This is a genomic window from Leptospira kanakyensis (genome assembly GCF_004769235.1).
GTDB classification, from domain to species: Bacteria; Spirochaetota; Leptospiria; order Leptospirales; family Leptospiraceae; genus Leptospira_A; species Leptospira_A kanakyensis.
On sequence record NZ_RQFG01000005.1, the window covers coordinates 481,540 to 507,404 of the forward strand.

Below are 25,865 nucleotides of genomic sequence, written 5' to 3' on the forward strand. Positions count from 1 at the left end.
AATCTGTCAAATGAATAGTTCAGGTATGGATCCTTTCGATTTAAATTCCCTTATGAGACCCAAACGGGTCTGTTTATGTCGAATGGTGACGGAAGATGAATTAGTTCGGGCCATCCATGCTGGCGCCGTGACCATGGAACAAATCAGAGAAACCACAAGGGCCTCTACCGGTTGCGGCACCTGCTCCATGCAGGTGTACCACATCCTCCAGCGCGAATTGCAGAATCTCTCACGGAGGAAAATTTCATGAAATTATCGATCAATATGGCCATGACCTTGGACGGAAAGGTCGTTCGACCCGATGGCCGTTGGTATGGACTCACATCCAGTGAAGATAAAACTCAAATGGATGTCTATCGTTCCCAATCCGATGCAGTGCTTGTAGGGAAAAACTCTATTATCAATGACAATCCGATTGTCAAAATCCGCGCCGTGCCCAATGCCTTAAACCCAAGGCCAGTGATTTTAGTACGCAAAGGAACCCTTCCCCCAGACAAACATGTTTTTGAAGAATCTGACCATATCCCTCTCATTATCTGCACAAAAACCAATTTGAAAGAAATCAAAACAAGCCTAGAAAACAAAGCAGAGATCTTTGCTTTGGATTCTGATGACATTGATCCTAAAAAAGTCACAGGGATTCTAAAACGCAAAGGTTACAAAAATGTCCTTTTAGAAGGGGGGCCCAAACTCAACTTTTCCTTTTTAGAAGCAGATCTTGTGGATCGGATTTATCTAACGATTGTCCCGTATATCATCGGGAAAAATGGTTTGGCTGGAATTGCTGACCGGAATATGGAACTTCCAGGATTCGATAAGAATGGTTGGACCCTCAAAGACAATTTCACCAAAGGAAACGAAATCTTCCTCGTTTACGAAAAAGGTTAAATTTTTGCAAAAATTAGGATTGACGGATTTAGGCATTATTAAGTAGTTTGATATTAAACTATTTAGCAATAAGAGGTTCTATGTTTTACAAATTACTCGCAACAAACAAAGACATCACACTCACCATCCTTCGTGTCACTCTTGGAGTGGTCATCCTCCCTCACGGAGCTCAAAAAGTTCTAGGTGCATTCGGTGGATACGGTTTCGAAGGAACAATGGGATTCTTCACTGGACAACTGGGCATTCCGTACTTCTTTGCACTCCTTGCCATCATCGCTGAGTTTTTCGGTGCGATTGGTCTCATCGTAGGTCTTTTCACAAGAGTTGCCGCTTTTGGAATCTTCGCTACTATGTTCGTAGCAGCAGCGCTCGTTCACTTCCCTAACGGTTTTTTTGCTGATAAAGGTGGATACGAATTTCAACTTTTAACTTTCGGTTTGGCAATCCCTCTGATCATTAAAGGTGCTGGTTCATTCTCCCTAGATGATATCATTGCCCATAAAATCGAAGGATAAAACCCTATTAAATCTTGACTAAGACTACTTAATAGTGTTAGCCAAACTTTGACCTCTCTGATTCCTTGTCTTAAACCATTGATAAGGAATCGGAGATGAACCAACTCAATCTATCTACTCTCCAGTCATTACTCCCAGAAGCAAAGTTTCACAACACAGAAAGTATCAGTTCTGTTTCTTTTACAGGACTCACTTCTCTTAGTTTAGCAAATACAAATGAAATCTCTTTTGTTGCCGCTAAAACCTTTGTGAATGACGCCAAAACATGCAAAGCAAGTTTACTCATTGTATCTCCTGATATAGTGGATTCCTTAACAGAAAAAGCTTTAATCATTGTCCCCAAAGTAGAATTGGCCACCGCAAAAATCATCCGCCAATTTTTTCCAGAAAAACAACCATCGGGAAAACATAGCACACATATTGTCCTTGATCCATCTGCTAAAATCGGATCCAACACAGACATCGGACACTTTGTAACCATTGGAAAAGATTCTGTCATTGGAAATGATTGTATCATTGAAGATGGAGTCAAAATTGGTGATCGTGTTCATATCGGTGACGGTTCGAGAATAGGAAAAAACTGCGTTTTCTTCGATGATACAATTGTTGGAAAACGTTTCATTGTATTTGGAAACTCCAGTTTCGGTGGTGATGGATTCGGATTTGTTTATGCTGAAGGCAAACATAATAAAGTCCCACAAGTGGGTCGTGTTGTGATTGGTGATGATGTAGAAGTAGGTAGTAACTGCACGATTGACCGCGGTGCCCTTACGGATACAACCATAGGCAATGGATGTAAATTTGACAATATGGTGCACATTGCTCACAACTGTAAGGTGGGAGACCACGTCATCATTGCTGGCCAATCTGGTCTTGCTGGAAGTGTTACATTAGGAAACAACGTCATCATCGGTGGTGCTTGTGCCATTAGTGATCACCTAACACTATTGGAAGGAACCATCATTGCCGGTGGATCAAGCCTAAGAACTTCGCCAAAAACAAAAGATGTGTATATTGGTTGGGATTTGGGACTCACTTTCCCAGAATTTCAAAAATATCGTGTGAATATCAAAAATATTGTGAACCTAAACAAGTGGCTCAAACGTATTGAAAATGTTGAAAAGAAAGTAGGAATCGAAACAAAAGAATCCTAAGTTGGATTGTGAATTCTATTCAAACACAGCTTACTTTAAGTAGGCTGTGTCTCAAAATAACAATATTTACCATTTTTACCCTCATACAAAAGTAAACTTTATATTCATTGTAGTGACGATTTGTCCTCTATTTACAGTGGACCTTTATAGATTTTTACCTTACCGAAGTTATGTTTTCCAGTATTATTGTCAGTTGTTTTATAAGAATAACCATCAGGATATGTTTCCAAAATATATAAATAACCTTTATTATTTGAGCTTTTTATCATATTATCAGCCGGTATAATTGGATCATTTATTTCCAGATACTCCAATTCAGCCTTACAAGAAGAAACCCATTTCACCGATTGCCGAATATAATGATTGGGATAAACTCTATAATCAATCTCTTCCTTTTCACTTCTTACGATGATTATCTTTCCGAATTTGCTCTCATATATAAAAGTACCAATATGGAACCTATCACATTGTGTATTGTTATTTAGAGCAATGATGTGTACAGGTATTATCAATAGAACCGCGAGAAACAAAAGTTTTGATTTTAAGTTCCGCTTTATTTGTTGGCAACAGATATTTTTCATCAATCTAACTAACTTTCTCATTTAAGAAACCGAGTCCAAATACAATTGGATTCGATTTTGGATATCTATCAAAATGGATGGGTCGGGGAAAGGAACGGGATTTCCTTCTGGATCTGTCCAATGGAACACATCTCCGTCTAATTTCCGTAAACTCAAATAAAAAATGGGAGCCGGGTTTCTACGATTCCCTTCTAATCCACCTAATCTAAGTGTTACGGATCCCATATCGGAGACCACCCATTCGAATCTTTGCCCTTTTTGTTCCGTCATCCAACGGAGGGGAAACTGAAAAGATTCGTTTGTTTCTAGTGTATCTAGTTCTGGAAATTGTACAAGTAACCAACGATACACACGAAGGGATTCTTCTTTTAAAAATGGCAAATCGTTTAAATCGAGAGAGTTCATTGTTAATCTTGATTCGGGCCTTGGTTCACAGAACCTTTGTTTTCTTTTGTTATCAAATCGGTAGGGGAAGGGATGATAGACTTCTCTTTTAGTTGTAACTTCGCTTGGTCCCAAAACAAATCGAGTTCTTCTAAAGAGTGATCCTTCAAAGTTTTTCCAGTTTGTGAAACCAAATCTTCTACGATACGGAACCTGGTTTCAAACTTTTCATTGGCCCGACGAAGGCAAGTTTCTGGATCCACAGAAAGTTTCCTAGATAAATTAACGAGTAAAAAGAATAGATCACCTAACTCATCTTCAATACGTTCATCATAAGGTAATTTTTTAGAACTAAGGGATCCTTTCGTTTGGAGTTCTGTATCTAGTTCTTTGATTTCTTCTTGAAATTTTTCAAACACACCGGAAACGGTAGGCCAATCAAACCCTTGTTTGGTCACCTTACTTTGGATTTTTTCAGAACGTTGGATGGCAGGGAGTGCCTTTGGAATTCCCGCAAGGATACTTTTATCGGTATCCACTTTTCCTGTTTTCTCTTTTTCTTTTTGTTTGAGTTTGTCCCACTGGGAAAGAACCTGATCTCCTGAATGGATTCCATCGGTATCTCCATAAACATGCGGGTGGCGATAAACCAATTTTTGGAATACATCATTGGCTACATCCTGAAAACTAAAAACCCCTCGTTCCTTGGCCAGTTGGCTATGAAAAGTGATCTGGAAAAGTAAATCTCCCAGCTCTTCTTTTAAGTGGTTGTCGTCTCCTTGTTCAATGGTATCCACAACCTCGTAGGTTTCTTCGAGTAAATGGGGGATGACAGAAAGATGGGTTTGTTCTTTGTCCCAGGGACAACCTTCGGGACTACGCAAATCAGCGGTAAGCGCCAGCAGGTTTTCCAAGGGTGAATCTAAATTAGGAGGGTTCACTGATTGTATTTTTCCCGAACCTTGCGGGAAGCAAACGGAAATTTTATCTTGCGAAAGGCCCCCCCCTTTACGAGTCTATCCCTATGTTCCAATCCCGTGTCTCTATTGCCATCCTTATGGTAATCGCTACTGTCATCAGCCGCGTCCTACCGCACCCACCGAATTTTACGCCAATTTTGGCAGTTTCTTTGTTTTCTGGTGCTTATTTGGCGGATAGACGACTGGCACTTTTTGTTCCTATTTTAGCGATGTTTGTTTCCGATTTTTTCATTGGGTTTCATGACCTAATGCCTGTCGTGTATGGATTTATGATTCTTGCAGTCCTCTTTGGAAAACAAATTGGAAGTTCTCTTACAAAATCCTTTGGATTTACAGTCGTTGGATCGGTTGTATTCTTTATTTTGACAAACTTAGCGGTTTGGGCAACAAGTGGAATGTATACTTTGGATGTTTCTGGCCTCGTGACTTGTTTCACACTCGCCATTCCTTTTTTCCAAAACTCCATTGCAGGTGATTTAGTATATTCAGGAATCCTTTTCGGATCGATGGCTTTTCTCAATCGCACTGTTTTTGTTACAACAAAACAAAACGCTTAAAAACAAGTTTCTCTTTTACAACTCTTGAAACATTCGGTGGACTCTGTCTTTGGGACCATCCGCCGAATTCCTAATCCTTTCCACTAACTGCAAACGATCTCGTAACCCCATTCGATTCGCAATTTGAATTCCAAGCCCTGGTCTTGCATTCATTTCAAGAAGTAACGGCCCTCTCATTTCATCGAGTACGATATCTACTCCTAAATACCCGAGACCAGACATATCATAACAACGAGATGCCATCTCCAAAATGGTTTCCCAATGAGGAATCACTCTTCCACTTAATGTTTGTTTGGTGTCCGGATGTAGATGGATGATTTTGTCATTACATACTGAGTGAGTCAGAGTTCCAGTGCGAAGTTCTACACCCACACCGAGAGCCCCTTGGTGAAGGTTGGCCCTTCCCCCTGATTCCATTGTAGGCAAACGTAACATTGCCATTACTGGATAACCTAAAAATACAATGACCCGAATGTCAGGAATCCCCCGAAAGGAAATTTCCCGAAAGAAGGAATGGCATTCCAATCGTTCTTGTAATACACAAGAATCAGAATTACCATCCAAGGAATAAAGTCCCGATAGAATCCCTGAAATATGATGATACAGTTCTTTTTCAGAAATGGTTTTATCATCCACCTTATGATAATTGATGGAACCATTTCTACCTTCTGACTCACGGGCGATCACAAGAATACCGTTTCCCATACCGCCGTTAGCTGGTTTTACAACAAAACCGGGTCTGTTTTGGATGAGTTCCCGAACATTCCGTATCCCACCGAAGGCATCTACAACTCCATAATGGTGAGGCATAGGAACATGGAACTGTCTGGCAAGTTCAGCTGTTTTCCATTTATCATCGACTAATGGATAATACTCTCTTGGATTATAAGGTAAAATGTATTCACCCACCCTACGATTGATTCCAAGGACTCCCTCTTCCTCAAATTTTCTAAAAAGCGAAATCACGATTTAAAAATTTCCTTAAAACGGAAAAGTTCTGAAACTCGATACCCTTTGTATTGCCCAAGAAGGATTTGAATGGCAATCACAATGAACAATAATTCTGGATGAGTGAAAAAGAGAATTTGTAAAGAACCAAAAAAGAAAATCATATAACTGATAAGTGCAATCAGTAAAGTTCCTGCTAGAGTGACAAAGGTATTCAATACACCTTCCTCAATGATCATAATGGAAAAACGTTCCACAAAAATAGTGGTGATCACAATAGGAAATAAAGTAACACTCATTTGATTGAAAAACGAAATTTCTTCATTCAAAACAGAAAACAAAATCAAGGTAATGACGGTAATGGTGAGTAGGATGGAAAGCCTAGGGACCGCGAGTAGATAATACTTATCCAAAGCATACCTTTCGAAAAATCCAAGCCCAATCATTAAAAGAAAAAAACAAATTCCAAATAGGAGATTTGTTTCATAAAAAAACATAGCAAGTAGAATCGGTGTAAAAATTCCAAAGGTAGGAATCCCAATCATATTCCTAGCCACAGACAAAACCAAAGCACCGATAGGAATCAAAATCACCAATCGAAACAAATTCTGTAAGGGTGTTGGCAAACTATACAAAGAATAATATCTGAGGAAACTATTACTCGATGCCACTTCTTCACTATATTCTTTAAAATTATAACGATTCACATTCGATTTGGTAATATAAGCAGTATAACGAAAAGTAGCCGGATCTTCACCGAGAGATCTCCTTTCCTCTACTGATTTCCAAAGTGGCAAATAACCATTCACATGCCCGGCAAATATGTTTTTATAAGTAGAAACAAAATACCATTTCCCATGAATTCGGATTTCATTCCAAAAAGTAAGTTTTGTTTTATTGTCCTTTCCGTTTTGTTTTGACAGATCAAAACCAGCAACTGTCCTCGCTTGGATTCCTTTCATTCGACAAAGTAACGAAAACAAAATGGACTGCGTATAAGCGTTTCCATTATTCAAACGAATTGTATCAGAAAGAGTAATTTCTTTCGTAGTGTTCAAAACTTCTTCTGAAATAAAATAATAAATTTGTTTGGCAGAGGCAACATTGTCTTTGTCGTAGGGATGGATTTGTTCAAACAATTTTTTTGCTAAACGTATTTCTTCTGGAGAGAAGTTTTTTAAAGAAAGGTAATAAGGTTCTTTCGCATTTTGTTTGCCGGGAGTCGTTATAATTTCTGGTTCCGGCTGTGTGTGTGTATAAGGAAGGATTTTTATTTTTGCATAATACCCAATCGATGAGTTCCAATCCTCTCCTTCCCAGATCCCTAGATGTCCATATTGTTTCTTTTGGAGCCTAAAATCTAAATCCTCAATTTTGGTATTGGATTTTAAAACTCTGGATTGAATGAATTGTTTTGGAATAGGGAATGTGACTTCTGAAATGGCTACATTCTCTTTGGGAAGGATCACCACTTGTAGATTCACAGTATCATCCACTTCTACAGGAAGTAATGAAAGTTCCGCAACATTTAACTTATAGAGAATAGAGACTATCGGTAAAATGATGAGTATGGAGACGGTAATTAATGTTTTACGATCCAAACTAATCCCCTAACGCATGTGATAAAGAAACATCGACAAGAAATTTTCCCATCAGAAAATTTCGCCCAATAAGAATAGGATAAGTCAAATTGGTTCTATCATTCAAATTGATAATTACTTCTTCTTTATACTTTCCCATCTTCATCACTTCACTAATAATGATTCTAGTTTCTGAAACACCACTAGTACTCGTCACTTTCGCTTCCTTAACAAACTTACTTTTCAATCGAACTGGTTTTTCATCGACAAAGGTATCAAAAAAAACAAAAACCTCACCATTTTCGGTGATCCTTTCTATATTCACTGCATGAATGGAACAAGATTTTGCACCAGTATCGACCCTGGCTCGCAGTTTGAGTTTCCAATTTGGAAATTCGACCCACTCTACTCGACCCACAATGGGTTTTAAATATTGTGGCGGAATGACAATGGGTTTGATATGAGAGTCAGGTTTTTTCTCCACCACTTGTCTTGCTCCAAAACAATTGAAAAGTAGAGTCACAATCCCAAATAAAACTAGTAATGATAAACGCGGAATCAATCGGCCCATTAGAATGGATTTAAATTTCATAAAATGATTGGAGAATCTCATACTGACTTACGTTGTTTATTTTTCACTTCATTTTGGTATGCATTGAACAAATCAATGTATCTTAAATAACCCAAACATTTACCATCTTCAACAATCGCAAGTTTGTCGACATCATATTCTAAAAGAATTTGTAGCGCTTTGCCTAATGTGTCATTTCTGTTAACAGAAGGAACATCTTGCACAATTTCTCCGCAGGTAATGAGATTTTTTAAATCTTCTTCAAATTCTGGAAGGATTCTATTTTTTCGAAGAGAAACTATCCCCTTATATTCTTCCTCTGGCCCAACAAGAATGAAATCGCTGGCCTGGATCCCCGGTGCATTGGTTTGTAACTCTGTCAAAGAAACATGTTCTGATACCATTGCATATTTTCTAAATTCAGAAAAATGATCGGTGATTCGAATCCGATCCATAATGTCTTGGTTCATATCCCAATGGTGAGAGGGAGATAAAAATCTGTTTTTGATTTGGTTTCTATAAATAGAAAACTTATGAGATAAAACAACGGCAATCACAGAAACAATCATGAGTGGAGGTAAAAGTTCATAACTTCCAATCATATCACAAACCATAACCATTCCGGCAATCGGAGCCCTTGCTACACCAGCAAAAAAAGAACCCATACCCACGAGAAGGAAAGGAAAGATAATAATATTCAATTCTGGGAATAAAGTTTGAGCCATAGCACCAACAAAGGCACCTAACATACCACCGATGGCAAAAGAAGGGCCAAGTAATCCACCAGAACTCCCCGAACCCACAGTCACGGATGTAGAAAAAACTTTAAATAAGGCAACGGCCAATAAAAAGAATGGGCCAGAAAAACCGAAACTGGTAGATTCTAAAACTTCTCCATTGATCATTCTTTGGATGAGTCCAAATCCAGAACCCAAAACTTCGGGAAATAATAACGCAATACAGCCAACAATCAGTCCACCAAACGCTGGTTTTAAGAAATTTGGTAAGGGAAGTTTAGAAAAAACATCCTGTACGAAATGATAGACCTTCACAAAGAAAAAACCTACCACATAACAAAGAAGCCCAAGTACAATGTATAAAGGAATATGCCTGTAATCATTCAGACTATATTCCTGAACGGAAAATATAGATCCACTTCCTGCAATGCTTGTATAAGTTAAATATGCCGTTACAGAAGAAAGAATACAAGGAACCAGAGAATCACTTTCGATATCTTCTTGGTACACCATTTCCACAGCAGTGATGGCTCCGCCAAGTGGTGCGCGAAAGATGGCCCCGAGTCCTCCCGCAGTCCCTGCCAACATCAAGGTTCTACGAGCTCTGGCACCTGCACCGAGAAATCCAGCCAAACTAGAACCAAACCCTGCCCCTATTTGTGCTGTCGGCCCTTCCTTTCCCCCTGACCCACCAGAACCTAATGTAAGTATGGTGGCGAGAGCTTTATAAAATGGAACTTTGGCCTGGATTTTTCCTTCTTTAAAATGGAAGGAATAAATGAGTGAATCGGTGCCACCACCTTGGGCTTCCATACAAAAGAAACTGGTGATGATCCCAACAAGGAGGCCACCAATTGCTGGTAAAAAAAGGATCCAAAAAGGGGAAATTGATCCGACATTTCCGATGGAATGGAAATGCATATCACCGGAAGGGATACCCGGATTGTAACCCATAAGGTTACCGAAGGTAAAGGATTCCGTCCAAGTTAAGGCCCAATTGAATCCATAGGCGCCAAAACCAGAGAGAAGACCAATGAATAGGGAATAGACATAAATCGATCGCGGTCCCTGGATAGAAAACACTCCTTTTAGACCGAAAATTGAACCCATTGGTCAAGTTTCTGATTTTGTCTAAATTTCCCAAGGAAATTCTGAATCCTCTTGACCAGGGAATGAATTCTTGTCACGCTTGGATGGTATGTTTCGATCGATTGTTATCCTTTTGGTATTTTCTTCCGTTTTTGCCGCTTGTGGTCTTAAAAACGAAAACAATGCGGCCTTATCCATTCTGGATGATAGTACCCCTGCCCTATATCCGTTTAACGCGGAGGTAGATACCAGCGTAACGACTAGTTGTGGGCAAGCAAGTCCAGCTACTACCTCAACTACAGGGACAGGTACTACGGGAGGAACCACAGGGACTACATCCACAACTAACAACACTCGATTTACCGTAATTTCTCAGTTGATTTTCAAAACAAAGGAAACACTTAATCTTAGGTTTACTTACGATAGTACTCAAACACAAGGAACAGTAGACCCGCAACAAGGCTTTGTATTAGCCGGTGGCCTCTTCGGAAAAACAGTACAAGGCACACAAGGGGTTGTGAAATGGTTCAACCAAGGAATCAACATTGATACCGCGCTCCAAAGCGCGCAGCAAATCTCTTTCTTCAATTTAGAAATCAAATTAAACGGAACGTATAGTTCAACATCAGCAAGCACAACTATCTTGCGTCAGTGTAACACTACAGATGGAGTTAACTGTACTTCTGCGATAACAACGACACAATGTTTTACTGCGGATTCAAAAACTTGTTTGGTGCAAGACACAAGCTCAGATGCAAAGCCCGTGATTATTTCTGGAACCATAAAGTGTAACGCGCCAAATATCGTTCCACAATAACTTTAACCTAACAGACCATAAAGATTGTATCGAATCCTTTTTTGTCTTCTTTTACTTCCTTTGGCCCTCGGGGCAGAAGGAAGTTTGGGACTTTGGCATTTAGGAACAAACGCTAATACAAAACTCTCCGATCTAAGTCCCAAAGACTATAACAATCACTTTTACTTTGGCTTTACAGAAAACTACCACTACTACCAAATCCAATTAGAAGAAAATGCATCTAGATACTTCCATTTTGAAAATGGAATGATATCAGAATTAGACCTTACGTTATTTCAAAACGATAAACCAGTATCTCAGATCCAAACAGGACTACTTAGAAAAAAAAATCCAGATGTTTTATTTACAGGAGGATTTGTTTTACCTGCAAAAGAAAAAGGAACTTACCTCTTTAAAATCCATTCAGATGATGCGCATAGAATCAATTTTACAATTCGAGACGAATTTAGTTTATTACAATATACAAAATCTTTATCTCTTTGGCAGGGATTTCATTTAGGGCTCTGTATCTTAGTTTGTTTACTTTCGGCAACTCAGTTTGTATTACTCAGAGAAAGAGTTTATTTATTACTTACCTTTGCGACTTTATCCATTTTATTCACAAACACCTTAAGATCTGGTCTTTTGTATGAGTATGGTGCCAGTAATTATGAATGGTTTTATCGGTATGTACCGGGACTCATTTCCTTAACACCATTTGGGCTTGTGATTTTTTTACGTGAGTTTCTACACACCAAAGAAAAATATCCAAACGCTGATAAATATTTTATCGTTTATGCAATGTTTTTGTTGGTTTCTATTCTGATTGTGTTCATAGATTTACAAATCTACTTTCGATTTATATATTCCAATAGTTTGATTTTGACTACTGTTACTTTTGGATATGCAGTTTATAGTTTAATCACAAAGAAAGAAAATGCAAACGTACTCTTTTATGCTTTCTTTGTTAGACAAATTAGCACTGGCCTGCTGATTCTTACAAACCTGGGTTTATTGCCATCTTACCCCTTCTTAAGTTCTGCCAACGAAATTGGAGCAGCACTACAGATGACAATCTTCACCATTGCCATTTCAAAATTTCAAATCCAAACAAGAATCAAAAAAGAAGAATCCGTCACCAAAGAAAACGCAGAGTTAGAAACAATGGTTTTGGAAAGGACAAAGGAAATCCAAACACAAAAAGAAGAATTAGAAAAAGCCCTATTACAGATTAGTCATACAGAAAGTAAACTTGTGTTTTCTGAAAAGATGTCAGAGTTAGGAAAACTAATTGCTGGTGTGGCTCACGAGATCAATAACCCCTTAAGTGCCATCAAAGCATCCATTGAAACTCTCATTGAATCGAAAGAAAATGAAATTAAAAACTTGGGTTCCAAAGAAAATATTTATTCTTCACTCACAGCTTCAGAAATCAAAACCATGAAACAAATTATGAGTTTCCAATCCGACTTTGGACTTGTTGCCAGTTACACAGAAAGGAAAGATAAAAAAGCAGATCTTAAAAAAATCTTTAAAGACAATGGATTAGAATTTGAAGAAGCCGTATTAGAAAGATTTTTAGATGTAGGGATCACAAACTTATACGAAGACGAAATTAAATTACTAAAAAAAGGACAAGAAAAACTTTCCAATCTCATTTTAGAAGAAAAGAACTTTAGGCTTCACTTATCCATCATCCAAATTGCAGTGGATCGATCTTCCAAAACTATTTTGGCTCTTAAAAACTTCTCCCGTGTCACAAAGGCAGAAGAAAGACGAATTTTTACTTTATTAGAAAACATAGAGACAGTCATTACCATTTATCAATACCGAATGCGCGGAAAAGTTTCTTTGAAAAAAACTTTTATTACCGATGCAACTATACTGGGTTGGCCAGAAGATTTGATCCGAGTATGGACCAATTTGATTTTAAATGGTTTAGAGGCCATGAACCAAAAAGGAAACCTGATGATCACTACCGAACAAAAGGGAAATAAAGTGGAGGTCAAAGTAATTGATAATGGCCCTGGGATTCCACTAGAGATTCAGAACAAAATTTTTGATCCCTTCTTTACGACCAAAGATCACGGAGAAGGAACAGGAATGGGTCTTGGAATTACAAAATCGATCATCGAAAAACACAAAGGAAACATTCAAATAGAATCTGAACCAGGCAGAACTTGTTTTTCTGTTTTATTGCCAGTCATTGAATTCATTGATCCCAACGAACCATTTGTAGAAGAAACTTAAGTCAAACGCTCCAATTGTTCGACAAATAACTGACGTTCACCGCTAGCAGGGAATTGATTTAAAAAACCAAGAAGATAGTTTTTTTCTGCGTTTAACTCTTTATGAAGTTTTTCAGAAATTTTTTTAGATTCCATTAGTCCAAGAATATAAGTTTCATCGATTGAACTTCTTTCTTCTTTTTTAAATACAGATTCCAACTTTCTTTTTTCGATAAGACTCAAACTTTCTCTCAGGACAAGAACGGGATACGTATAGAGTCCATTTTTAAAATCTTTTAAAAATTCCTTACCACTCGCACTGGATTCCACAAAATAATCCAAACAATCATCTTTCTTTTGGAAAAGTTTTCCTAACCTAACACCGAAATCACGGATCACTGTCCTTTCTTTTTTCGACTTACCGGCAAGGATGGCTGCCGACTCTGTACAAACGCCAAAAAGCGAAGCTGTTTTCCCATAAATGATAGAATCATAAACTTTTAAGGAAATTTTAGGATTTTTTTCCCATTCCATTTGCAAAAGTTCACTGACAGAAAGATCTTTCAAAACTTGGGAAAAAATTTCCATTAACTCAGGATTTCCCAGTGAGTTGAGTCGACTGATCCCACAAGCCAAGAGATAATCACCGGCGAGGATGGCAGTTTTATTACCAAACAAAGATCCAATCGTTGGTTTGCCTCGACGGATAGGAGCATTGTCTACCACATCATCATGCAGTAAACTGGCCGCATGGATGAGTTCCGCAACACTTCCTACATCAAGCCAACTAACATCTTTAACATTTAAAAATTGGCAAAATAGATAATGCGAAAACGGCCGGATCCGTTTCCCACCAGAAGTGATGACATGTTTTTTTATTTTTTTAAGAACGGGAATGTCTTCTGTAATGATTCCATCTAAATTTTTATCAAACTTAGATAATATAGATTGGATATGAAGATTTGATTTCATTGATTATTCCACATGAGTGGATCGGCTTTCTAGAATCTGCAAATGATCTTTAATCGTATTTTCCATTTCTTTGGTTTGGTTGTCCCGATAGATATGGATCAGATTTCTGCACATACGTTTGATCATAGAAAGTGTAGAGGCTTTCGTGAAATATTTAGGTGAATTAGTGTATCCGTTTGCTTCTAAAAACTTTTCGCATGTGAATTTATCTAATAAAACACCGCCGTGAAAAGGATCAATGTAGGTAAAATATCCTTCCGACTCATATTGTAAAAGGAAATGAAGTGGCAAATTGGTTCCATAAAGAGGGAGTCCCAATCTTTGACCAACTAACAAATACACTACGGAAAGAGAAATTGGAATCCCCAACCGACTTTTGATCACTTGGAATAAATAAGAATTTCCGGGATCATTATAATTTTGGATATTTCCAACAAACCCTTCTTCTTGGAATAAAACTTGGCAAAGGATTTGGACTTTTAATTCATCTGTCAGATATCCAGAATGATCATCATACAACTCAGACACTCGAAGAGCGATCCGATCCAATTCGTGTTTGATTTCCGCGTAGTTTTGATCAGGAAAACCAATACTAGAAAGTTGCACACACATCTCTTCCAGATCTTTATAATGATTTGTATTCCCACGTAACGTGAGTTTGAAGAAGGAATGACGAAGTCTATGGCGAGTGATTTCTGATTTTAAACTACGGGCCTGAACTCGTAAGTAAGGATCTTTTACTTCTTCCAAAGCAGATTCCAATTGGATCTGCCAAGGAACCCGAGATGCGATGAGTTTTAATAAAAAACGTTTTTTTTCTGGAGGAGCAATTTCCCAATCATACAATAGACGAGTGATATCGTCTGGATAAAAATCAGGAAAAGAAGTTTGTCCCATTAGAAAAACTATCTATATAAAAACAAAATTGTCAATCGAATCTGAAAGATTAAACTAATTCTGCAAGTGCTTGTGCTTCTTGTTCTTTGTTCGGAGGAGTTCCATGCCATTTAGGATTGTTTTCCATGTAAGAAACACCTTTACCTAAAATAGTTCTAAACACGATGAGAGTTGGTCCACCAGTATGTTGTTTTGCTTTTGCAAATGCAGCAAAGATATCTTCCATATTATGTCCGTCTGCATTGATTACGTTCCAACCAAACATCTCAAACTTCTTATCCAATGGTTCTAACTTCATTACTTCTTCAGTATTACCATCAATTTGAATGTAGTTACGATCCATAAAAGCAATGAGGTTATCAGTTTTGAAGTGAACTGCCGATTGTGCAGCTTCCCAAGTCATTCCTTCACCACATTCACCATCAGAGATGCATGTATAAATTTTATATGTCTCTTTTTTTAGTTTCGCACCAAGAGCCAAACCAACAGAAACAGAAAGACCTTGTCCAAGAGAACCTGAACTAGATTCGATTCCCTTCATGTAACGAGTGGATGGATGTCCTTGGAGGTAAGAATTGATATTACGAAATGTAAGTAAATCTTCTACGGGGAAATATCCAGAAAGTCCCATAGATGCATAACGTACAGCGCAAACGTGGCCGTTAGAAAGAATGAGGCGATCTCTTTCTGGCCATTCAGGATTTTTTGGATCATGATTTAAAATAGAAGTATAAAGTGCTGCGTAGATATCGGCAAGACCAAGAGGGCCACCTGGGTGACCAGAGTTAGCAGCCGTAACCATTTTGATTACTTGGATTCGGATATCTTTTGCAAATTTCTTTGCGACTTCAATTTTTTCCATGAACATTCCTTAAAGCGGTTTTGATTGAAATAAAAACAGACCGGAGATATAAACAATCGTGTACAATGGCAAAAAGATGTAATGCAATTTTACATGTAAGTTACGTTTTCTTTTCCATCCCAAATATCCCATACACAACATAAGGACAAGCGCTATCGCGGCAAAAAAACGATGGATATGAATCACAATTTCCGGGGCTGTTGGATAAATTTGGTGATCGGTTATACCACCTAACAGATACTTTATGCTGAGGAGATAAACAGCCGCAGAAAGATTTGCCAAAATCCCAAGTGAATTGAAGATCCTGTGCCGTTTTTGGTCTCTCTTTCGAAAAAAATACCCCAAATAAAATCCAATTAGGGAGAGCGTCATCAGAGAATTGACCCAAAACAGTGCCATCTCCTGTCATTCTGAAAGAAACCTTCTCCACTCAAAGAATTTTTATTTGACCTTAACCGCTTTTCCCAAAAATTGGATATGCATGCCGCCTTAGCTCAGTGGTAGAGCAGCTGTTTTGTAAACAGCCGGTCGGAGGTTCAAATCCCTCAGGCGGCTCCATGCAACTTCTTCGGGTAGGTACTCAAGTGGCCAACGAGGGCAGACTGTAAATCTGCTGGTTTTACCTTCGAAGGTTCGAATCCTTCCCTGCCCAATCAAAGAAGTCCCTTAACCACAAACAAAATCTCCAACTAACAACTAATTGAAGGATTCGAATAGAGGAAGCTCGACTTCGACCCCGCGAAGCTTTTATAGAAAGCGTAGGCGAGGTTGGGTGTCGAAGACAACCAAGGGTGGAAGGAGAAGTTTCCGCATGGATGCGGAAAAGAGCGACGACGGGCCCGAGCAAGCGAAGCCAGGATGGCGGAGCGAAGGGTGGGCGAATCCTTCCCTGCCCAAACTAAGAAGTCTTTTAACCACAAACAAATCCCCAACTAACAACTAATTGAAGGATTCGAATAGAACCCGAACGACTTCGACCCATAGGGAGAAGTTTCCGCATGGATGCGGAAAAGTGAGTGGTGACGGGCCCGAGCGAACGGAGCCAGGATGGCGGAGCGAAGGGTGGGCGAATGCCTTCTCTGCCGAGACAATTACCTGTTATGCGTAGTCGTCCATTTATAAAAATTAATTTTTAATTAAATGATTAGCCCATTTAAAAACAAGTTCAGCTAATTCAATTGCCTTTGCATATTCAGCTTCAAAAATTTCTTCATAATCACCCGGATATCGAGTAGAGACGGCATAGTCAGTTAAAATGGCAAGCTCATCGAAGAAACTAGGTTTTTCAATTCGATCAGGTAAAGAAAGTATTAGAGTTTTAATATTGTGCGTAAATAGAAATTCGGCATTCTCTTTTATCAAGACAGCTTTTAAAGATTTTTCAGCAGTTTGTTGAGCATGAAAGCAAAGTTGGTTCAATAAAATATCATTTCTATCGCTAAGTTTTGCCAGAAGTAAGTCGCTTTTTGCATGAACTAACCAAGCCTCTGGAGAACCTGGGTCATCATGCTGCATAAAGTTCTAAACCATCTTGAAGAGCATGAAAATAAATTAAATGACGGTTATTTGAATATTTTTTGAGAGTTTCCGGAGTTGCCACTACAATATCAAATGAGATTTTGATATGATCTACCTTCTTATAAATATATTGTGCGATTTCTCTTTTATTTGTACCATCAGGCATAATGATTAAAAGATCGTAATCACTATTCTTTCCGGCAGTGCTAGTGGCTCTTGATCCAAAAAGGATAATCTTTAATGGATTTACGAGTGAAATAATTTGGCTTTTTAGAATTTCTAACTCATCTTCCATAGCCAAAGAATACAACGATTTAATAAAAAATCAAGTAGGAATCAGTGATTCTTTTCATCTTAATTGATTCAGTAAGATCAAACAGTTTGCCATATCAATTGACATAGATTATGTCAATTTCAGATATTTCAAAAAATAAATTCATTCATAAAAACCTGGGAGGTATTGATTTTCTTCGCTTTCACATTCCTTTTTCTTTTTGAAATACGTGGCACAACCAACTAAGGTAATATTGGAGGTAATCACTTGTGCCAAATTTCGATCTTCTTTATACGTTGCAACTGAAAAAGCGAGTCCATTACAATAAAATTTATAATCTCTTTCCAGATAGTATTTACACGCATCTTCCTTTTTGCCAACGGAACAGTTTGTTAGAATCACAATGATCACCAGATAAAATACATTTTGAATCAGCTTCATATCAATTCACCTAATATCCAAAATGCGGGATGTATTCAGATTTGTTTTCACATTTCCGTTCTTCGATGGTTTTATATAGACAACCCACTAGATTTTGATCTGCCAAAAAACGAGTAGCCGAAGAAGGGCGTCCACGTTCTTCATCGATTTTTACAGAATTTTCTAAAGCCAAATAGCTTAAGCAAAGTGATTCTGCATCACCTTCGAGTCCTCCTCCTCTTCTTACGCTTTCCATACAATAAAATTTTTGATCCGTGCAATTGACGATGGAGAACAAGATCCATAAAACAACGCCAAGGAACTTTGGTAGCACCGCACATACGAATATTCTCTTTTGATTATGTCCAATTTTCGACCCAATCTTTCTCATCTTCATACTTCCGAAAAAATATTCGTAAATTAGAATATGACTCAACTCACTTTTCCAATCAAACTTCCCTTCAAACCGTTTTGAACGGAATTCAAACGTTTTTAAAACAGAAAGAACGGTTTTTAGAAACTTTTTTATCTGATCATTTGTTTGAATGAATTGAAGGATTATAAATAACAGAAAATCTAAATCATCCAGTTCTGAATCTTCGTGCGATAGAAAAAATAAGCTCCATCTTTTTTTCTCTGCAACTGCACCCCGAACTGACCGCGTTTAGACCGCACGACCGAAATGAAATTCAATGGTTCTTGTCCTTCCCAAGATACAGTCGGAAACAATTGTTTGCCCGAGGAATCATAGAAAGCCCACTGCGTTTCTTCTGTCTCTGTTAATTCTTCCATAAAAAAATGATCCAAACTCACTTCTACTTCTGGTAAAAATTGACAAGTCACCGACGGAGCGATTTGATTGCGTCCAAATACCTGTAACGGTTTCTGTTTGCAAAAACGAATTTGATCCCTGGCAGATCCCACAAGTTCCAATCGTAGATTCTGTTCCGGTGTGACTAAAAAATTAGAGAACACGGGACAGATGGAAAATAGAATCAAACAAACAACAAAAATAAAGGAAAGGGAGAATGACTTCACTAATTTGTCCCCGGAAAGAGTAATGTTAAAAATTCATTCCCTTCTCTTTCGGCTAAGATACGAATGCTTGGTTCAAAAGGTTTCCAAGAATTGTTGGCGTTTGGCGAACAATAAAAATGCAAAAGGGTTTCGATTTCATCTGTGGAAGATGGTGAAAATTTAAATGTAGAGCACATCTCTTTGGCATTACCTTTTAGAACCAGAGATTTTGTTGTTTCTAAATCCGCTCTTGGCTTGGATCCAAAACTTCCACTCATTCGAAAATATCTTGCAGAGAGATCATATTCCGTTGTTTGGCGATAGTACACACCCATCAGATACAATACATCCGATTTTTCCTGGTCAGATCTTTCTGATTCTGATTCACCCAAAATGGTTTTTAAAAATTCCTTACCGGCATCGGCTCCAATTTTAAACTCAGAAATACCAATAAACAATGGAGTTTTTGCCATTGCAGGGTTTTCTGCATAAATCGATAAAATCACTTTGTATTGTTTTCGTTTCAAAAGAATGATCGAGGCAAATTCATATAACTTTTGTGAGTTGGTAATTTTCAGATGTTCTGATAGTTCCGTAAATTTATCAGGAGCGGCCTTGGCTGCGAGCACATAAGTTGCAGAAAGTTCAGAAACGGTGATTGGTTTATAAATTTCGCTTAAATGAGTCCAAATCCAACCTCTTTCTTTCGAAGGGATGAGTGGAGGGAACTTACTTCCTAAAAACAATGCATCTAATAACTTTCCATGTTTTTTATACAAAAAGAAAAGCCTGGATACTACTGCCTTTTGTAATTTTCCGGATGGTTTCTGTGTTAATGCTTTTTCATACAAAGGGATAGCGAAAAGAGTATTCAACTGTTCCATCTCATACCCTTCTTCATAAAATGAATTGGCAACCAAAGACGGAGATAAACCAAACAAAAATAATATTAGAATGAAACAAATGAAAGTTTGGTTTGCTAATTTCATCTAATACAATCCTTTCATCAAATCTTTGTTCTCTGAATGTGTTGCTTTATGGTCTTCTGTACAAATTCCTTCAGGTGGATAATCAGAAAGATACAATTCATTTGCCACTGGACAATTGACACCTGCTTGTTTTCCTGTTAAGGAACAAATTTTATATGGTTTCGCATAAACAGGTTGGCTGAATTGGATTTTAGGAATGATGTTTTTTTTATCAATGGAAGATACAATTTCTCCCCAAAGTGGAGCTGCCACTGCACCACCAAGTCCACTGGGGCCCATTCCAAATTTTGGATTGTCATAACCAATCCAGATGGCTAATGATAAATCGGGTCTTGCGCCCACAAACCATGCATCTTTATAATCGTTTGTGGTTCCGGTTTTTCCAACTAAATCACCCGCATAACCACCGTTCCGAACTCCACTGGCACGGCCACTGTCTCTGAGTAAAGATACCATCACTTCTGCTGTGTCGGGACGAATCACTTGGCGTTCTGGCGGAAGTTTTAATTTAAACTCATCGGTGCCGCCCACTTCATACAAAACCACACCTTTTGCATTTTTAATCCTTTGGATGAGATAAGGACGTTTGACTGTTCCTTGGTTGACAAAACCAGTAAAAGCTGAGGCCATCTCTAAGGGAGAAATCTCTAGGGTTCCCAGAGCCAAAGACAAATCTCCTCTGTATCTATTTTTTTTCTCTGCATCATTTGGAAAAAAGTATTTTGTAAAATAACGTTCAATGCCTGCACTACCCAATCGTTCCGCCACTTGGACGGCTGCTGTGTTTTTGGATTTCACAAGGGCTGTGCGTAGAGAAATTTCTCCATCAAAACTTCCTCCTAAATTTTCAGGAGCCCATTCTTTCCCACCACCACCTCTGTAATACAATGGAGCATCTAAAATTCTTGTTCCGGATTGAATGACACCGGCATCAATTGCTGATGCATATAACACTGCCTTGATGGAACTTCCCGTTTGTCTACGCATTTGAGTGGCACGGTTGAATTGGTTTTGTGAATTAAACTCTTCCCCACCATGTAGAAATAACACCTGACCCGTGTTTGGTTGGATGCCGACAATCGCTGCCTGGACAGAACTTGTATCTTTTTCGGATTCCAAACTATCAGGATTCCAAACCATTTCATTTAAAATAGATACTTCTTCCATCTTTTGTCGGAATGCTAAATCCATAGGAGATTCCGGTTTTACTCGGACACGTTTTTTTTGGATTTTTCCAGATTTACGATTACGATTCAAGTAATCACGAACCATGGGGCCAATGAGTTCTTGTGCCCCACGATCCAAAGTAGTTTCCACTGTATAACCACCACTTTCGTAAATATTTTTGTCTCCTTCCAAGGAAGAAAGAATTCCACGAACATGTTCTGTTACATACGGTGCAATGTCTTGCCTGGATCCAAAAACAGTTTCATTCGGAGACCGAGTGGATAGGTTATGATAAAAACTAACAAACTTGTCTCGATCTAAGTTAGGATAAATGCCTCGATTACGAAACATCTGTAAAATGGCGCGAACACGAGTGTAAGAATCTTCGGGATTTTTTAAAGGAGAGTATTTATTAGGTGCAGAAGGAAGGGATGCAAGGAGCACCATTTCTTCTTTGTTTAATTCCATTGGATTCTTCTGGAAATAAAACTTAACTCCCTCTCCAAATCCAAAGGCACCATGCCCTAAATAAACATGGTTCATATAAGTTTCTAAAATTTGTTCTTTAGTGAGGACTGATTCTAAAGCAAAAGCCAGTTGTGCTTCTCTCCATTTACGATTTAAACTTTTACGACGGTCATCCAAGATAATTCTTGCTAACTGTTGTGTGATGGTGGAGGCACCTTGTTTATAACTTAAATTAACAATATTTTTAAAAAATGCTCTAAGGATAGCTGAATAATCAATCCCACCATGAAAGAAAAACTTCTGATCTTCAATATTCAAAAGAATTGAAATCATATCTTCCGGATAATCTTGCAAACGTAAGGTGGAAGTTCTTTTTTGGAAAATTTCACTCACCATCTGTCCATTCCGATCCAAAATTTTTGTAGGAATGTTTTTTGATAGAGATTCTAAATACAGAGGCACTTCTTTTTTAGTAGCCAGCACTCCTGCGACAAAGTAAGAGAAGCCAAGTATAAACAAAAATAAACAAATGGAAGTGACGGTAAACGTAAGTTTCAGATAAGAAAATTTTTGGGACTTACCCCGCCCACTGTTAACACCGCTCAGTCTTTGTTTGAGTGGTTTTGGTTTGAAAGTTCGAACCTCTGGTTCTCTTTCAAAAACTACCTTTCTTTCCCAAAACGGTTTGGACTTAGTGTCTGTTTTTTCTTTAATCGAATTTGATTTTCCGATGGATTCTGTTGGGATTTTAAAAGATTGGAACGATTGGGCCGTATCCGAAAATACAGGTTCTTTAGGAACCACTTTTAAAATTTCAAAACGATAATCGGAAAAATTAAGGATCACCTTCTCTTTGCAATGAGCACACGTTAGCTGGAATTTACCTTCTTTGGGAATTGGTTCCGGTAAACGTGACGCTTTTTGGCAATGTGGACAAAGATATTTAGGAGAAGGTTCCGACATAGGTTCTCCCTATTCTTATCGGACGTTTGTTAAAATTACAAAATCAGCGATTTTCATAAATTCGCGGCTTTCTTCTCGATCTTTGACAAACCCAGAGATGACTAGAACCGAAAGCCCCATTTCTCGTAGTCTATGTACGACACCACCGTTCCGATCGGAATGAAATCGACCATTCAAATGAACCACCTTCTTTCTAGTTTTGTAAAATTCGCGGGAAATTGATTCCGCCATCCCTTGGTCCCAAGTTGCTTGGCCGAGAACCAAATAGGAATTTTCAGAACCGTGGCCAGTTCCATGCCCTCCCGCAAACAAATCAGTTAACCGCTGTTTGTAATCTTCTGTTAAGTATTTTTCTAAACTATAAGCAGGAGGAAGGAAGGTAAGCGCCGAATCAGAAAACTCGCGGTAGGCAGCCAAACCCTTTCTAGAAATTAAATTTACATACCGTCTTGGTGGATTGGCAGCAACCACATTCAATTTTTTATCTTTCGCAAGTAGAACTAACGGTAAATAATCGGTTTTGAAGGATTTCCAATGGGTAGTAGAAGAAAGAAAGTGAGACTCGGTGATGGTTCCATTTAAGAATTCGTTGGTTATATTTTGCCCGTCTTGTTCCAACATCTCCAAAGACAAGGAAGTAGGTTCTAGATCCGAAATTCCTTTAAACAAAGTTTCATAAAAACGATGGAGATCCTGATTGTCATGTTCTTCGCCAAGAACAATGACATTGTATTTGGAAGATTCTTTAACAATATCAGAAATCGAAACAGTTTCTGCCGTGGATGTCCGGACAATTTGTACGGACGATGTAGATTCCTCGGCAGAGATTCCAATACTTAAAAATACAAAAAGAAACGATAAAACAAATCGATTAAAGAAGATTTTCAATGGCTTGTTTTAACTCCGCAGATTCCGGTTTGGTTCCCGAAGGAAATCTACCAACAACATTTCCATTTTTATCGATGAGGAACTTTTCGAAGTTCCACTTCACATCCCCTTTTTCTTTTGCATTTTCGGTTAAAAACTGATAAATGGGATCTTTATCGTTTCCAAGAACTTTTGTTTTTTTCATTAGATCAAAACTCACTCCAAAGTTGAGTTTGCAAAACTCAGCAATTTGGGATTCGGTTCCTGGTTCTTGGCCACCAAAATCATTAGAAGGAAATCCAACCACTTTCAAACCTTTATCCTTATATGTTTGATGGACTTTTTCTAAACCATCGTATTGTGGCGTATAACCACATTTAGATGCAACGTTCACAACAAGGACAGGATGCCCTTTGTATTCGGAAAGAGAAACTTCCTTCCCTTGGATGGATACGGATTTAAAATCATGGAATGACATTTTTTTTCCTCCAGCATAGATATGAAAACCGATAAAGAGAAAAATAGCAAACAAAACTTTTCTTTGCATGGAACCCCCCTGTTTCATGTTTAGACTATGTCTGCATTGTTTTTCGCTGTTCTTTCTGAGGCCAAACCCTGGCTGACAAAACTAGAAGCGAAACCCATTTCCCATTCTGGAAAATTTAGGATCTTCCAAAAAGATAATCATTATATCATTATCTCTGGAACAGGCAAACTTTCTATGGCTTTGGCAGTTTCCGAATTTGCCCACACCCTCAGCAAACCAGAAAGAAACCAAATGAAGGTTTGGAATTTAGGAATTGCAGGTTCAGGAAGATCCGAACACAAATTAGGTGATTTTTTTTGGATCAATAAAATATCTGATGTGAGTTCTTCTAAAGATTTTTATCCCGATCGCATTCTAAATTCAAACTTCAAAAAAGAAACAAATCTCAAAACTTTTGATAGACCAGTCACCAAAGAAAAACAAAGAGATCGTTTTATATCTTTAAACTCAGAAGAGTTAGAAAACCTAAACCTTGTGGATATGGAAGGGTCAGGATTTTTTGAAGCGGCTTCTCTTTATTTTCCATTGGAAAACATTGCTGTCGGGAAATTGGTGTCTGATCATTTAGAAGGAAAATTTTGCCAAGCAGAAGATGTGGAAACAATGATGGCTAAAACAATGGAGGGACTTTTTGAAGAATGGACAAGACCTCTTCCTTGGGTGAATGCCGATTCCATTGAAACCGTGGATTGGCCTTTGGTTGAATCTTTCATCCAAAACCTACGCCTAACAGAGACAATGAGGCATGACTTAAAAAAATCCGTCCGTTTTTTCCGATTGCGCCATCCCAATTCGCAACTTCCTTTTCCTGAGGAATCTGACAAAATCAATTTAAAATCCAAAACCGATCTCAAAAACTACTTCGACCAGTGGAGGGAAACTCTCCATGTTTAAGGCTTTTTCTCATATTTACATTGAAGAAAGTATTTTAGATCATTTTCGTACAAAGGAAATTCTAAATCGATTTCCCAATGCCATTCCTATCTCAATTCGACATTACAAAGATAGTTTCAATCGGAATTCCCAAAACTTTAGAATCCAAAAAGAATCTCCCAAGCTGATTTTAGCCGAAAAAAAAGACCAATTTTTATACAAAGGAAGTGATTTTTCACCTAACTTCTCTCATCCGCATTTTTACTACAACACACTCGCCCTCAACTGTATTTATGATTGCGAATATTGTTATTTACAAGGGATGTTTCCTTCCGCCAATCTCGTGTTATTTGTCAATTGGGAAGATTTTTTTTCTGCCACAAAAGAGTTTTTGGACAAAAATAAATCCTTATATCTCGCTTTATCCTACGATACAGACCTTTTGGCTCTAGAATCGTTCTTTCCTGCCACAAAAGCATGGTTGGAATTTGCGACAAACGAACCAAATTTGAGTTTAGAAATCCGAACTAAGTCAACTAACTACGGTCAAATTGCCAAATATTCCCCAAATCCCAATGTCATCCTTGCCTGGACGATTAGCCCACAATCCATCATTGAATCGATTGAACATGGAACTCCATCACTGCAAGCAAGGCTAAAGGCAATAGGCCAAGCCATAAAAGATGGATGGAAGGTTCGAATATGCATTGATCCCATCTTACGAGTGCCCGAATGGCAAACCCATTACCAATCGTTAGCCGACACTTTAGGGAAAGAACTAAACATGGAAGGCATTCTTGACATTAGTATAGGTGGATTTCGGATGAATATTGATTTTTTGAAGAGGATGACTGATGTCAGAAAGGACTCTTCCATTTTATTTCATGATTTTGAAAAAAAAGATAAAATAGTTTCTTATTCAAAATTAGAAACAGAAGAAATTTTAAATCTTATGTCAGGAGCACTAAAAAAACATTTTTCTCCTTCTCAAATAAAAGTCAGCTATTCTTGAATTTTTCCTTT

At 38.1% G+C, this 25,865-nt stretch carries 29 protein-coding genes and 2 tRNA genes; 11 read left to right on the top strand and 20 right to left on the bottom strand.

From position 1 onward, the window contains the following. Window positions 1-52 precede the first annotated feature (52 nt). The 4 genes from EHQ16_RS02795 to lpxD all read left to right on the top strand — a co-directional run bounded on the left by EHQ16_RS02795 (window position 53) and on the right by lpxD (window position 2,557). Window positions 53-250 (top strand): (2Fe-2S)-binding protein, encoded by a 198-nt coding sequence (locus EHQ16_RS02795; protein ID WP_265370187.1) that lies wholly within the window; start codon window positions 53-55, stop codon window positions 248-250. Continuing rightward, entirely contained in the window at window positions 247-888 is a 642-nt protein-coding gene (locus EHQ16_RS02800) for a RibD family protein (RefSeq protein WP_135636549.1), read from the top strand. Before EHQ16_RS02795 ends, EHQ16_RS02800 begins: the two co-directional genes overlap by 4 nt. A gap of 80 nt (window positions 889-968) precedes the next feature. Next, window positions 969-1,403 (top strand): DoxX family protein, encoded by a 435-nt coding sequence (locus tag EHQ16_RS02805; protein WP_135636543.1) that lies wholly within the window; start codon window positions 969-971, stop codon window positions 1,401-1,403. A gap of 95 nt (window positions 1,404-1,498) precedes the next feature. After that, window positions 1,499-2,557 carry a UDP-3-O-(3-hydroxymyristoyl)glucosamine N-acyltransferase gene (lpxD, locus tag EHQ16_RS02810; RefSeq protein WP_135636536.1) on the top strand — a complete coding sequence of 353 codons (1,059 nt, stop codon included), beginning with the start codon at window positions 1,499-1,501 and terminating at the stop codon, window positions 2,555-2,557. Between the two features lie 131 nt (window positions 2,558-2,688). Here the strand turns inward: lpxD and EHQ16_RS02815 are convergent, their stop codons facing one another. The 3 genes from EHQ16_RS02815 to mazG are packed head-to-tail and all read right to left on the bottom strand — an operon-like array spanning window position 2,689 to window position 4,463. After that, window positions 2,689-3,159, bottom strand: coding sequence for a hypothetical protein (locus EHQ16_RS02815; protein ID WP_135636534.1), 471 nt, complete (start codon window positions 3,157-3,159; stop codon window positions 2,689-2,691). Then, window positions 3,160-3,543, bottom strand: coding sequence for an LIC_13241 domain-containing protein (locus EHQ16_RS02820; protein WP_135636532.1), 384 nt, complete (start codon window positions 3,541-3,543; stop codon window positions 3,160-3,162). Between the two features lie 2 nt (window positions 3,544-3,545). Then, on the bottom strand, window positions 3,546-4,463 hold the full coding sequence (mazG, locus tag EHQ16_RS02825) for a nucleoside triphosphate pyrophosphohydrolase (RefSeq protein WP_135636530.1): 918 nt from the start codon (window positions 4,461-4,463) through the stop codon (window positions 3,546-3,548). An 83-nt stretch (window positions 4,464-4,546) separates the two neighbouring features. Here mazG and EHQ16_RS02830 point away from each other — a divergent pair, with 83 nt between their 5' ends. Then, a complete protein-coding gene (locus EHQ16_RS02830; RefSeq protein WP_135636528.1) occupies window positions 4,547-5,059 on the top strand; it encodes a DUF6580 family putative transport protein in 513 nt (170 codons plus the stop codon). A 15-nt stretch (window positions 5,060-5,074) separates the two neighbouring features. On the opposite strand, the gene EHQ16_RS02835 is transcribed toward EHQ16_RS02830, so the two are convergent. Genes EHQ16_RS02835 through EHQ16_RS02850 form a run of 4 tightly spaced genes read right to left on the bottom strand, consistent with a single transcriptional unit; the run spans window position 5,075 to window position 10,005 of the window. Beyond that, entirely contained in the window at window positions 5,075-6,025 is a 951-nt protein-coding gene (locus tag EHQ16_RS02835; RefSeq protein WP_135636526.1) for an alpha-L-glutamate ligase-like protein, read from the bottom strand. Then, window positions 6,022-7,608, bottom strand: coding sequence for a 7TM domain-containing protein (locus EHQ16_RS02840; RefSeq protein WP_135636525.1), 1,587 nt, complete (start codon window positions 7,606-7,608; stop codon window positions 6,022-6,024). The genes EHQ16_RS02835 and EHQ16_RS02840 overlap by 4 nt, the downstream gene beginning before the upstream one ends. A gap of 1 nt (window position 7,609) precedes the next feature. After that, window positions 7,610-8,158, bottom strand: coding sequence for an ATP-dependent zinc protease family protein (locus EHQ16_RS02845; RefSeq protein ID WP_135637316.1), 549 nt, complete (start codon window positions 8,156-8,158; stop codon window positions 7,610-7,612). A 38-nt stretch (window positions 8,159-8,196) separates the two neighbouring features. Then, window positions 8,197-10,005 (bottom strand): chloride channel protein, encoded by a 1,809-nt coding sequence (locus EHQ16_RS02850; RefSeq protein ID WP_135636523.1) that lies wholly within the window; start codon window positions 10,003-10,005, stop codon window positions 8,197-8,199. Window positions 10,006-10,093: 88 nt separating this feature from the next. Between EHQ16_RS02850 and EHQ16_RS02855 the strand changes: the two genes are divergently transcribed. Then, window positions 10,094-10,801 carry an LIC10920 family plasminogen-binding lipoprotein gene (locus EHQ16_RS02855; RefSeq protein WP_135636521.1) on the top strand — a complete coding sequence of 236 codons (708 nt, stop codon included), beginning with the start codon at window positions 10,094-10,096 and terminating at the stop codon, window positions 10,799-10,801. A gap of 24 nt (window positions 10,802-10,825) precedes the next feature. Next, the gene (locus tag EHQ16_RS02860) at window positions 10,826-13,030 is read left to right on the top strand and encodes an ATP-binding protein (RefSeq protein ID WP_135636519.1); all 2,205 of its coding nucleotides are present in this window, start codon (window positions 10,826-10,828) and stop codon (window positions 13,028-13,030) included. Here the strand turns inward: EHQ16_RS02860 and EHQ16_RS02865 are convergent. Genes EHQ16_RS02865 through EHQ16_RS02880 form a run of 4 tightly spaced genes read right to left on the bottom strand, consistent with a single transcriptional unit; the run spans window position 13,027 to window position 16,138 of the window. After that, window positions 13,027-13,980: a polyprenyl synthetase family protein gene (locus tag EHQ16_RS02865; RefSeq protein WP_135636518.1), complete on the bottom strand. Its 954-nt coding sequence runs from the start codon at window positions 13,978-13,980 to the stop codon at window positions 13,027-13,029. The two genes, EHQ16_RS02860 and EHQ16_RS02865, sit on opposite strands and share 4 nt — an antisense overlap. A 3-nt stretch (window positions 13,981-13,983) precedes the next feature. After that, window positions 13,984-14,877 carry a transglutaminase-like domain-containing protein gene (locus EHQ16_RS02870; protein ID WP_135586450.1) on the bottom strand — a complete coding sequence of 298 codons (894 nt, stop codon included), beginning with the start codon at window positions 14,875-14,877 and terminating at the stop codon, window positions 13,984-13,986. Window positions 14,878-14,926: 49 nt separating this feature from the next. After that, window positions 14,927-15,739 carry a transketolase gene (locus EHQ16_RS02875; RefSeq protein WP_135586449.1) on the bottom strand — a complete coding sequence of 271 codons (813 nt, stop codon included), beginning with the start codon at window positions 15,737-15,739 and terminating at the stop codon, window positions 14,927-14,929. A 9-nt stretch (window positions 15,740-15,748) separates the two neighbouring features. Then, the gene (locus EHQ16_RS02880) at window positions 15,749-16,138 is read right to left on the bottom strand and encodes a hypothetical protein (protein WP_135636516.1); all 390 of its coding nucleotides are present in this window, start codon (window positions 16,136-16,138) and stop codon (window positions 15,749-15,751) included. Between the two features lie 84 nt (window positions 16,139-16,222). On the opposite strand from EHQ16_RS02880, the gene EHQ16_RS02885 reads away from it, so the two are divergent. Continuing rightward, window positions 16,223-16,297: transfer RNA gene (locus EHQ16_RS02885), tRNA-Thr, on the top strand. 12 nt (window positions 16,298-16,309) lie between these two features. After that, window positions 16,310-16,391: transfer RNA gene (locus EHQ16_RS02890), tRNA-Tyr, on the top strand. Between the two features lie 473 nt (window positions 16,392-16,864). On the opposite strand, the gene EHQ16_RS02895 is transcribed toward EHQ16_RS02890, so the two are convergent. The 9 genes from EHQ16_RS02895 to EHQ16_RS02935 all read right to left on the bottom strand — a co-directional run bounded on the left by EHQ16_RS02895 (window position 16,865) and on the right by EHQ16_RS02935 (window position 23,987). Continuing rightward, window positions 16,865-17,254 (bottom strand): HEPN domain-containing protein, encoded by a 390-nt coding sequence (locus tag EHQ16_RS02895; protein WP_135636514.1) that lies wholly within the window; start codon window positions 17,252-17,254, stop codon window positions 16,865-16,867. Then, window positions 17,244-17,552 carry a nucleotidyltransferase domain-containing protein gene (locus EHQ16_RS02900; protein ID WP_208742223.1) on the bottom strand — a complete coding sequence of 103 codons (309 nt, stop codon included), beginning with the start codon at window positions 17,550-17,552 and terminating at the stop codon, window positions 17,244-17,246. The genes EHQ16_RS02895 and EHQ16_RS02900 overlap by 11 nt, the downstream gene beginning before the upstream one ends. A gap of 141 nt (window positions 17,553-17,693) precedes the next feature. Beyond that, window positions 17,694-17,972 carry a hypothetical protein gene (locus tag EHQ16_RS02905; protein ID WP_135636510.1) on the bottom strand — a complete coding sequence of 93 codons (279 nt, stop codon included), beginning with the start codon at window positions 17,970-17,972 and terminating at the stop codon, window positions 17,694-17,696. Between the two features lie 10 nt (window positions 17,973-17,982). Continuing rightward, window positions 17,983-18,207: a hypothetical protein gene (locus EHQ16_RS02910; RefSeq protein ID WP_135636508.1), complete on the bottom strand. Its 225-nt coding sequence runs from the start codon at window positions 18,205-18,207 to the stop codon at window positions 17,983-17,985. A 320-nt stretch (window positions 18,208-18,527) separates the two neighbouring features. After that, complete coding sequence (locus tag EHQ16_RS02915; protein WP_135636506.1) at window positions 18,528-18,989, bottom strand: hypothetical protein; 462 nt, start codon at window positions 18,987-18,989, stop codon at window positions 18,528-18,530. Beyond that, window positions 18,989-19,957, bottom strand: coding sequence for a hypothetical protein (locus EHQ16_RS02920; protein ID WP_135636504.1), 969 nt, complete (start codon window positions 19,955-19,957; stop codon window positions 18,989-18,991). Before EHQ16_RS02920 ends, EHQ16_RS02915 begins: the two co-directional genes overlap by 1 nt. Beyond that, window positions 19,958-22,555, bottom strand: coding sequence for a transglycosylase domain-containing protein (locus EHQ16_RS02925; RefSeq protein WP_135636502.1), 2,598 nt, complete (start codon window positions 22,553-22,555; stop codon window positions 19,958-19,960). Between the two features lie 15 nt (window positions 22,556-22,570). Next, window positions 22,571-23,443, bottom strand: a complete 873-nt coding sequence (locus tag EHQ16_RS02930) for a ChaN family lipoprotein (RefSeq protein WP_135636501.1) — start codon at window positions 23,441-23,443, stop codon at window positions 22,571-22,573. Further along, window positions 23,427-23,987 carry a glutathione peroxidase gene (locus EHQ16_RS02935; RefSeq protein WP_135636499.1) on the bottom strand — a complete coding sequence of 187 codons (561 nt, stop codon included), beginning with the start codon at window positions 23,985-23,987 and terminating at the stop codon, window positions 23,427-23,429. The genes EHQ16_RS02930 and EHQ16_RS02935 overlap by 17 nt, the downstream gene beginning before the upstream one ends. A 9-nt stretch (window positions 23,988-23,996) precedes the next feature. Between EHQ16_RS02935 and EHQ16_RS02940 the strand changes: the two genes are divergently transcribed. Beyond that, window positions 23,997-24,863: a phosphorylase gene (locus tag EHQ16_RS02940; protein ID WP_135636497.1), complete on the top strand. Its 867-nt coding sequence runs from the start codon at window positions 23,997-23,999 to the stop codon at window positions 24,861-24,863. Beyond that, the gene (locus EHQ16_RS02945; protein WP_135636496.1) at window positions 24,856-25,854 is read left to right on the top strand and encodes an SPL family radical SAM protein; all 999 of its coding nucleotides are present in this window, start codon (window positions 24,856-24,858) and stop codon (window positions 25,852-25,854) included. The genes EHQ16_RS02940 and EHQ16_RS02945 overlap by 8 nt, the downstream gene beginning before the upstream one ends. Window positions 25,855-25,865 lie beyond the last annotated feature (11 nt).

What these genes read in the sequence shown, in the direction of transcription:
- EHQ16_RS02800 (WP_135636549.1), top strand. Translation starts at nt 247, where the DNA reads ATGAAATTATCGATCAATATGGCCATGACCTTGGACGGAAAGGTCGTT.
- EHQ16_RS02895 (WP_135636514.1), bottom strand. Translation starts at nt 17,254, where the DNA reads ATGCAGCATGATGACCCAGGTTCTCCAGAGGCTTGGTTAGTTCATGCA.
- EHQ16_RS02925 (WP_135636502.1), bottom strand. Translation starts at nt 22,555, where the DNA reads ATGTCGGAACCTTCTCCTAAATATCTTTGTCCACATTGCCAAAAAGCG.
- EHQ16_RS02920 (WP_135636504.1), bottom strand. Translation starts at nt 19,957, where the DNA reads ATGAAATTAGCAAACCAAACTTTCATTTGTTTCATTCTAATATTATTT.
- EHQ16_RS02945 (WP_135636496.1), top strand. Translation starts at nt 24,856, where the DNA reads ATGTTTAAGGCTTTTTCTCATATTTACATTGAAGAAAGTATTTTAGAT.
- EHQ16_RS02795 (WP_265370187.1), top strand. Translation starts at nt 53, where the DNA reads ATGAGACCCAAACGGGTCTGTTTATGTCGAATGGTGACGGAAGATGAA.
- EHQ16_RS02935 (WP_135636499.1), bottom strand. Translation starts at nt 23,987, where the DNA reads ATGAAACAGGGGGGTTCCATGCAAAGAAAAGTTTTGTTTGCTATTTTT.
- EHQ16_RS02820 (WP_135636532.1), bottom strand. Translation starts at nt 3,543, where the DNA reads ATGAACTCTCTCGATTTAAACGATTTGCCATTTTTAAAAGAAGAATCC.
- EHQ16_RS02850 (WP_135636523.1), bottom strand. Translation starts at nt 10,005, where the DNA reads ATGGGTTCAATTTTCGGTCTAAAAGGAGTGTTTTCTATCCAGGGACCG.
- EHQ16_RS02815 (WP_135636534.1), bottom strand. Translation starts at nt 3,159, where the DNA reads ATGAGAAAGTTAGTTAGATTGATGAAAAATATCTGTTGCCAACAAATA.
- EHQ16_RS02830 (WP_135636528.1), top strand. Translation starts at nt 4,547, where the DNA reads ATGTTCCAATCCCGTGTCTCTATTGCCATCCTTATGGTAATCGCTACT.
- EHQ16_RS02880 (WP_135636516.1), bottom strand. Translation starts at nt 16,138, where the DNA reads ATGGCACTGTTTTGGGTCAATTCTCTGATGACGCTCTCCCTAATTGGA.
- EHQ16_RS02875 (WP_135586449.1), bottom strand. Translation starts at nt 15,739, where the DNA reads ATGGAAAAAATTGAAGTCGCAAAGAAATTTGCAAAAGATATCCGAATC.
- EHQ16_RS02940 (WP_135636497.1), top strand. Translation starts at nt 23,997, where the DNA reads ATGTCTGCATTGTTTTTCGCTGTTCTTTCTGAGGCCAAACCCTGGCTG.
- EHQ16_RS02855 (WP_135636521.1), top strand. Translation starts at nt 10,094, where the DNA reads ATGTTTCGATCGATTGTTATCCTTTTGGTATTTTCTTCCGTTTTTGCC.
- EHQ16_RS02900 (WP_208742223.1), bottom strand. Translation starts at nt 17,552, where the DNA reads ATGGAAGATGAGTTAGAAATTCTAAAAAGCCAAATTATTTCACTCGTA.
- EHQ16_RS02865 (WP_135636518.1), bottom strand. Translation starts at nt 13,980, where the DNA reads ATGAAATCAAATCTTCATATCCAATCTATATTATCTAAGTTTGATAAA.
- EHQ16_RS02870 (WP_135586450.1), bottom strand. Translation starts at nt 14,877, where the DNA reads ATGGGACAAACTTCTTTTCCTGATTTTTATCCAGACGATATCACTCGT.
- EHQ16_RS02805 (WP_135636543.1), top strand. Translation starts at nt 969, where the DNA reads ATGTTTTACAAATTACTCGCAACAAACAAAGACATCACACTCACCATC.
- EHQ16_RS02845 (WP_135637316.1), bottom strand. Translation starts at nt 8,158, where the DNA reads ATGGGCCGATTGATTCCGCGTTTATCATTACTAGTTTTATTTGGGATT.
- lpxD (WP_135636536.1), top strand. Translation starts at nt 1,499, where the DNA reads ATGAACCAACTCAATCTATCTACTCTCCAGTCATTACTCCCAGAAGCA.
- EHQ16_RS02905 (WP_135636510.1), bottom strand. Translation starts at nt 17,972, where the DNA reads ATGAAGCTGATTCAAAATGTATTTTATCTGGTGATCATTGTGATTCTA.
- EHQ16_RS02910 (WP_135636508.1), bottom strand. Translation starts at nt 18,207, where the DNA reads ATGGAAAGCGTAAGAAGAGGAGGAGGACTCGAAGGTGATGCAGAATCA.